Annotated in this window: 5 protein-coding genes, 1 rRNA gene and 1 other annotated feature; of the genes, 1 reads left to right on the top strand and 5 read right to left on the bottom strand. The window is 38.4% G+C overall.

Annotation, left to right across the window (positions count from 1 at the left end; all coding sequences use genetic code 11):
* Both QZ413_RS00410 and QZ413_RS00405 read right to left on the bottom strand, forming a co-directional pair.
* Positions 1 to 85, bottom strand: a 16S ribosomal RNA gene (locus QZ413_RS00410); the annotation flags it as partial.
* 299 nt (positions 86 to 384) lie between these two features.
* Positions 385 to 1,779 (bottom strand): gluconokinase, encoded by a 1,395-nt coding sequence (locus QZ413_RS00405; RefSeq protein WP_297074487.1) that lies wholly within the window; start codon positions 1,777 to 1,779, stop codon positions 385 to 387.
* Between the two features lie 373 nt (positions 1,780 to 2,152).
* On the opposite strand from QZ413_RS00405, the gene QZ413_RS00400 reads away from it, so the two are divergent.
* Positions 2,153 to 3,640 (top strand): peptide MFS transporter, encoded by a 1,488-nt coding sequence (locus QZ413_RS00400; RefSeq protein WP_297074488.1) that lies wholly within the window; start codon positions 2,153 to 2,155, stop codon positions 3,638 to 3,640.
* A 168-nt stretch (positions 3,641 to 3,808) separates the two neighbouring features.
* On the opposite strand, the gene QZ413_RS00395 is transcribed toward QZ413_RS00400, so the two are convergent.
* Genes QZ413_RS00395 through metA form a run of 3 tightly spaced genes read right to left on the bottom strand, consistent with a single transcriptional unit; the run spans position 3,809 to position 7,025 of the window.
* Positions 3,809 to 4,894, bottom strand: coding sequence for an aminotransferase class I/II-fold pyridoxal phosphate-dependent enzyme (locus QZ413_RS00395; RefSeq protein WP_297074486.1), 1,086 nt, complete (start codon positions 4,892 to 4,894; stop codon positions 3,809 to 3,811).
* Positions 4,891 to 6,081, bottom strand: a complete 1,191-nt coding sequence (locus QZ413_RS00390; RefSeq protein WP_297074484.1) for a MalY/PatB family protein — start codon at positions 6,079 to 6,081, stop codon at positions 4,891 to 4,893. The genes QZ413_RS00395 and QZ413_RS00390 overlap by 4 nt, the downstream gene beginning before the upstream one ends.
* Before the next feature lie 11 nt (positions 6,082 to 6,092).
* Entirely contained in the window at positions 6,093 to 7,025 is a 933-nt protein-coding gene (metA, locus tag QZ413_RS00385; protein ID WP_297074483.1) for a homoserine O-succinyltransferase, read from the bottom strand.
* Positions 7,026 to 7,076: 51 nt separating this feature from the next.
* Positions 7,077 to 7,285: a binding site (T-box leader), on the bottom strand.
* Positions 7,286 to 7,319: the final 34 nt, after the last annotated feature.

The raw sequence follows: 7,319 nt of genomic DNA, 5'->3' as shown, positions 1-7,319 counted from the left end.
GTTCGATAAGTAAGAAGCGTTCGACTTGCATGTATTAGGCACGCCGCCAGCGTTCGTCCTGAGCCAGGATCAAACTCTCATAAAAAAATTTGAAACGATCTACGATCGTTAAGCTCTTAATTGACTTCGCTCGCATTACTGCTTGCTGTTTTGTTTTGCTTCTATTTAAATAGAAACACCTTACACTATTGGTTCGTTTGCTTGCTTTGTTCAGTTTTCAAAGGTCTAATCTGTCGCATCAGCAACTTTTACATCGTAACTTATATTGTTATGATTGTCAATCATTTTTTTAATTATCAAACAAATGAATTGCTCGGTTACTTGTAACAACTTAAGTATCATAACATGTCATATTTACTAAATCAAGTAAATAAGCGAACTTTTTTAAATCTGTTCGCTTATTTTTGTCAAACCACTACTAAATAATGTATATGCAGTTTGATACGTAGCACTCAATTTGTGATTCACTGGATGAATTTCTGGCAATTCGACTTGCTCGACACTTCGATTTGCTAACAAATAAGCACCAAATGTCGGTTCATTTTGTTCTGAATAACAAATCGGTGTCTGAAAAATCGCTGCACTGATCTCAAGTAAAGCTGGCTGTTGAAAAAAGCCACCCGAAACTGACAATAATGGTGTTTCATGAATCAACAGTTGTTTAATGAAATTTAAATTGAACAGCACACCTTCAATCGCTGCACGGATCAGATCCGTACGCTCATGTTCCCAACGAATCCCTTGGTACGCAGCTGTAATATCGCCACTCCAAAGCGGAGCACGCTCGCCAAATAGATATGGATAAAATAAAACGCCTTTAGCACCTGGTGTTGTTTGTGCCAAAACTTCAGGTAGTTGGGCATACAATTGTTCTTTAGAATCATAAAACACTTTGCCGATCCATTCCAACACTTTTCCGCCATTGTTTGTTGGGCCACCAATGACCCACTGATCTTTGGTTAAATAATAGCAAAAGAAACGTCCTAATGGATCCAGTGTACGCTTTGTCGTTAGTACACGAACAGCACCACTTGTTCCTAAGGTGATACTTACATTACTTTTTGTGCTTATTTTTCCCGCAAGACTAGCCAAACATCCATCTGAAGCACCGATCATAATTGTAAATTTATGACCGATTTTTTCTTCAATAGTAGGAAGTGGCGTAAATTGTGTCGTCGTATCTGCTAATTCAGGCAATTGTGTTTGATCTAAATCCAGATAAGACAAAATATCACAGTCCCAACAAAACAACTCACTATTCATTAATCCACTAGCCGATGCATTTGAATAATCTGTTACCCATTGGCCAGTCAACCAGTCCATGAGATACGCTTTCAAATCCCCCCAGTAATGGATCGATTCATACCAATTTTCTTTTTCGCTTTTAAATGAAGCGAGTTTACAAAAAGGAGACATCGGGTGGATCGGTGTTCCCGTTTTTTGATAACACGTTTTTGCAAATTCAGTTTGTTTTAACTCCTTTGCAGTAACGCTAGCTTGTTGATCCGACCAAATGTACATTCTCAGCGGATCTGTTTGTAAAGGAATCAACGTATGCATCGGCGTACTTAAAATTATTTGTTCAAATGTAACTGGTTGTTGCTTACTTTTCATCAGCCCTCGTAAAATAATCGCCTTGATCTCTTCTGGATGTTGATAGGCAACTCCGTGCTCTTCAAAATGAGTCTCCACTGCTTCTTGATAGGTAAATGTCACGCACTCTTGATCATAAAGTGCCATTTTTACTGCAGTCGTTCCGATATCGATCGTAAAGTACATATTGATTAGATCCCTACTTTCTAGGCTAAATAATTTGTTAGTATCAGTATAACAAAGCTTACTTATTTTTTTCTTATTTTCTCACAAACTCTTCATCGGAAAAAGAACGTTTTTTAAAAATTTAACGAACCTCCTAAAGAAACCGTTAACATTAAGCTTAAAAAGTAGTTAAATAACAAAATGAATATATTACGGTGAAAAAATATTCATCAAAAACCAAGTATTATTATGAATAATAAAGGATTTTATCATATTGAAGTCAAATTAGCATTTATGATCCTAAAAAAATTGACTACAATTCATTATGTTCGTAAAATAGCCCTTGTGTGAAAATTTAAAGGAGGGATAATTTTTGAATTATTCTAGAGAAGAAATGGTCAAAAGTGTACCATCAACTGGTTTCTTTGGCCACCCTCGCGGACTTGGTGTATTGTTTTTCATTGAGTTTTGGGAAAGATTTAGTTACTATGGCATGCGTGCCATCTTGCTATATTTCATGTATGACTCTGTTGCTAATGGTGGATTAGGTTTAGCTGAAACGACAGCTCAATCAATTATGTCTTTGTATGGTGCGTTGATCTTTATGACGTGTATTATTGGTGGTTGGTTAGCTGACCGAGTATTTGGTTCACGGACGACTTTATTTTATGGTGCTGTGTTGATCATGTTAGGACATATCTTTTTAGCACTGCCTTTTGGCGGTGTAGTCACGTTTTTAGCTTCGATGTTGTTTATCATTATTGGTACTGGAATGCTAAAACCAAACATTTCAAACGTTGTTGGTGGTCTATATGACAAAAATGACACCCGGATGGATAATGGATTTGTTATTTTCTATATGTCTGTCAACATGGGCGCATTTATTTCTCCATTGATCGTTGGGAACTTGCAAACTTCATTTGGTTACCATGCTGGATTTAGCGCGGCTGCTTTTGGAATGTTCTTGGCATTGATTTTTTATGTGATCTTCAACAAAAAAAATCTTGGCCTAGTCGGAAAGGATATTCCAAATCCCTTAGAAGCTGCTGAAAAAATGCGGTTTAAAAAGAACTTATTGATTGTCTTGGCAATTGTTGTGATTCTTTTAGTCATTGGCTATTTCACCAATCTATTGACGTTTAATGTTTTTTCACTAGTCGTAACTGGTTTAGGAATTTTCTTACCTTTTATCTATTTCTTATCAATGTATAGTAGTAAAAAAACGACCACTGTCGAAAAATCACGTTTACTGTCTTACATCCCGCTATTTTTATCGGCAGTGATGTTTTGGGCGATTCAAGAACAAGGCTCTTCGATTTTAGGTGCCTTTATCGATAAGAATACGCAACGTGATCTAAATCCATTATTAAATATCGACTATACGATTCCGGCAGCCTTTTTCCAATCGATCAATCCATTATTGATCGTCTTATTTGCCCCAATCATTTCATGGTTCTGGCAAAAACTCGGAAATCGCGCACCTGCCACACCGATTAAATTTGCCTTAGGGCTCTTTTTAGCTGGAATTTCTTTCTTGATGATGGTCATTCCAACTATGGGAATGGGAAGCGAAACGTTGATCAATCCACTATGGATCGTCTTCTCTTTTGCGATCTGTGTGATTGGTGAATTATGCCTTTCACCTGTTGGATCAAGTGTTTCTGTAAAGCTTGCTCCAAAAGCATTTGAATCACAAATGATGTCACTTTGGTTGTTATCTTCTGCTACAGCGCAAGGTGTAAACGCACAACTTGTTCGTTTATATGGAATTATGTCTAAATCGACTTACTTTGGTTTTCTAGGTGCAATTGCGATCGCACTTGCCGTGATCGTCTTTGTGTTAACACCTTGGATGTCGAAAAAAATGCAAGGAATCAAATAAAATAAGAAGTGTGACAAATGTCTGTCACATTTTCTAAAAACTGAATAAACGATGCTCTAGAAATAGCTCCTTCAAAAATAAGCCGCCTCATTACCGAAATAGATACATCTATTATCGGAATAAGGCGGCTTATTTTTCTGATCTGTTCACTTTTGTCACAGCCTCTTTTTAATTTAAGGCTTGAATCAGATCAGAAATCAAATCTTCAGCGTATTCGATACCTACAGACAAGCGTAATAAATCTGGTGTTAGTCCGTAAGATTCCCGTTCTGCCTTTGGGATATCCGCGTGTGTTTGCGTTGTTGGATAGGTAATCAGACTTTCAACACCTCCTAAACTTTCCGCAAAAGAAATCAAGCTCAGTTTAGCTAAAAAGTCTTTGATCATTTCAGCCGATTGCAATTTGATACTGATCATCGCCCCTTGCCCGGCATAATAGACCGCTTTGATTTTAGATTGCTCTTTTAAAGCGGCGACGATTTTTTTCGCATTCTCTTCTTGTTGGTTAAATCGTAACGGCAATGTTTTTAAACTGCGAATAAACAACCAACAATCAAAATTACTTAAAGAAGGGCCAATCGTATTCGCTAAGTAAACCAAGCGCGCATCTAGTTCAGGATGTTTACTCACGATTACACCTGCTAAGATATCATTGTGTCCAGTAAGATACTTGGTTCCTGAATGCACGACGATATCCGCACCTTCTAATAACGGACGTTGACGCAGTGGGGTCAAAAAGGTATTGTCGACGATCAAATACGCATCATGCGCTTTGGCTAAGCGACTTACCTCCTCAATCGAGGTTTCATTCATCAACGGATTGGTCGGCGTTTCTAAAAAGATTGCCGTCACCTTTTCAGTTAGCGTTTCCTCAAGTTCAGTTACACTATCAAAATAATGAAAGGTTGCGCGTTTACGTGCAGCTAATTCATTAAAGAATCGATAACTACCACCATAAAGATCACGTGACACATAAAAGACAGCACCACTATCAAATAAATCAAAGACCAAAGCGATCGCACTCATTCCAGAACTCGTCACAACCGCTTGATTTCCACCTTCTAACGCTGCGAGTCCTTCTTCTAGAATATCGCGTGTTGGATTTTTTGTACGGGTATAATCATATCCTGTACTTTGTCCTAAAGCTGGATGAGCAAATGTCGTTGATAAATAAATTGGTGCGCTAATGGCACCTGTTTGAGGATCTTTACGGTTACCTAATTGGGCTAAAATCGTTTCTACGTGTTGTGTCATATGTTTGCCTCCTTATCGATTGCATGGATTAGTTGAGTAACCGCTTTTTGGATGATCTCAGGTTTTGTCGCTAAATTGATGCGAATATACGTGGCGTAGTCTTTTGAAAACCATTCCCCAAAATCGATTGCTAATTTTGCCTTGTCTTGAACGAGCGTTTTCACTTCCCCATGTAACACTTTTGCAAGATCGATCCATAGTAGATACGTTCCTTCTAAAGGAGCGATCTCAATATCCGGATAAGAGGCACGTAACGTTTGACGGATATACTGCTCATTGATTTTTACAACACTTAAAAAGCTAGCCAACCATTCATCGCTTTTAGCATAAGCTGTTTTTGCTGCAACTTGCCCTAACACGCTTAATTCCGTTTGGCGATGGACCTTAGACCAGTCGAAAAAGCGTTGGCGTACATCTTCATCTATAATCCAGATGTGTGAATTTAATAATCCAGCAAAATTGAATGTTTTAGAGGGTGCATTGCACACAGCAAGTTGTGTAAATCCAATTTCTTTAGCAATCGTTAAAGCAGATACAAAAGGTCGATCGATTAAAACAAGATCAGAATGGATCTCATCAGCAATCAAGAACACACCGTATTGTTCGCATAGACTCATGACACGTGTCACTTCGTCTTTGGTCCACACACGACCTACTGGATTATGTGGTGAACAAAAAATAAACAATTTGATTTCTTGATTGGCAAAAATCGATTCCAATTGTTCAAAATCAATCGTATAGTGTTCCGCTTCATTTTTTAACGGTGCCTCGATCAGTTGACGTTTTTGATCATTGATCGCATTGTAAAACGGATAGTACACTGGTGGTTGGATCAATACGGCATCTTCTTCTTGCGTAAAACAGGCAATTAGATCATATAACGACTGTACGACGCCAGTCGAAAAGGTCAGCCATTTTGCTTCTACTTGTGTTTTTTCGTGACGGTCTAACCATCCTTGATAGGCAGCAACATAGTCTTTTGGTGTCGTTGAGTAGCCAAAAATTCCATGTTCGATCCGTTCGACTAATGCCTGCTTGATTTGTGAATCTGTAGAAAAATCAGAGTCTGCAACCCATAACGGCAAAAGATCTTTATCTCCAAAACGCTCTACAAGCGCATCCCATTTTAGTGAATCACTGTTTTGACGTTCTTGATAATACGTTTCAATAAATGTTTGACTGTCCATATTACTTCCTCCTAGTTTTCTGTTAAAATACATTCGACTTGTCCGATTTTTGTTTCATCATATGGTGTGCGTTGGTACGTGTCATGAATCCAGTTTAAAAAGAACAATGAGGCATGTGACTGCCACGTATTGACGATACCTTTTTGCGGATCGTTTTGTATGTAATAGTTTTCTGGTAATACTGCCTGTCCTTGTAATCGATCGCGTTGATATTCTTGGTCTAATGTCTTGGTTTCATATTCTAAATGTCCCAATAAAAATAGATTCTTTCCATTTGGTGAAGCAATGATTGCAGGACCAGTTTGTTGGTTTTGAGCCAAAACGAGCAACTCGCTCGCCATCAGTGCGTCTTCATCGATTCCGGTAAAGCGTGAATGTGGACAATAAAATTCCTCTGAAAATCCACGTAATACCGGGTGTGTGTGTTGTACTTTTTGAGCAAAGACGCCAAGTAATTTTTCAGTATAGCGTCTTTTTGGGATGCCATAATGCTGATACAATGCTGCTTGCGCTCCCCAACAGATATGCAAAACGGAAGTACAATGCGTTTGGCTCCACTCTAAAATGTCACATAATTCTTCCCAATAATCGATTTCTTCAAAAGGTTTTTGCTCGATCGGTGCTCCAGTGATGATCAACCCATCAAGATTTTCGGCTTTCATTTCCTCGGTTGTCGCGTAAAATTTCGTCAAATGATCTTGGCTCGTATGTTTACTGACATGATTGGTCATGCGGAGTAAGCGTACGTCGATCTGTAAAGGACTCATCGACAATAAGCGTAATAATTGGGTTTCTGTTTGAATCTTATCAGGCATCAAATTGATGATCCCGATTTTTAATGGTCGAATATCTTGGTGTTGCGCTTGTTGATCTTTGATAGCATAGATCGTTTCTTCTTTTAAGATTTTAGCTGCTGGTAATTCTTTAGCGATGATGATTGGCACACATGTCGCTCCTTTCTAGAATAAAAAAAGCCCCTTTACCGAGTAACTCGATAAAGGGACGAAAATTCGTGGTACCACCCTAATTTGCACAAATTGCGTGCCTCATTGGTCATGCGAAAGTAACGGTCGCATCCGTTTATTTAGCGTCAACCAAATAAAAACTCCAAGTTCATCTTCATCAATGGTTCCCGTCTCCTTTTTCAGCTACCGGAGTCTCTGTCTCGCGTTGCATTGATTACTCTTCTCTTCTACGTTTTTTCTCATATGAATTTCATTTTATTATAATGGTTTTAC

It is taken from the genome of uncultured Enterococcus sp. (genome assembly GCF_913775425.1).
Taxonomy (GTDB): Bacteria; Bacillota; Bacilli; order Lactobacillales; family Enterococcaceae; genus Enterococcus_G.
The sequence above is the reverse complement of the archived record's forward strand: the minus strand, read 5'-3'. Positions and strand labels throughout refer to the sequence as shown.

Excerpts from the sequence above, each read along its gene's own strand:
- QZ413_RS00405 (WP_297074487.1), bottom strand. The coding sequence starts at position 1,779 with ATGTACTTTACGATCGATATCGGAACGACTGCAGTAAAAATGGCACTT.
- QZ413_RS00400 (WP_297074488.1), top strand. The coding sequence starts at position 2,153 with ATGGTCAAAAGTGTACCATCAACTGGTTTCTTTGGCCACCCTCGCGGA.
- QZ413_RS00395 (WP_297074486.1), bottom strand. The coding sequence starts at position 4,894 with ATGACACAACACGTAGAAACGATTTTAGCCCAATTAGGTAACCGTAAA.
- QZ413_RS00390 (WP_297074484.1), bottom strand. The coding sequence starts at position 6,081 with ATGGACAGTCAAACATTTATTGAAACGTATTATCAAGAACGTCAAAAC.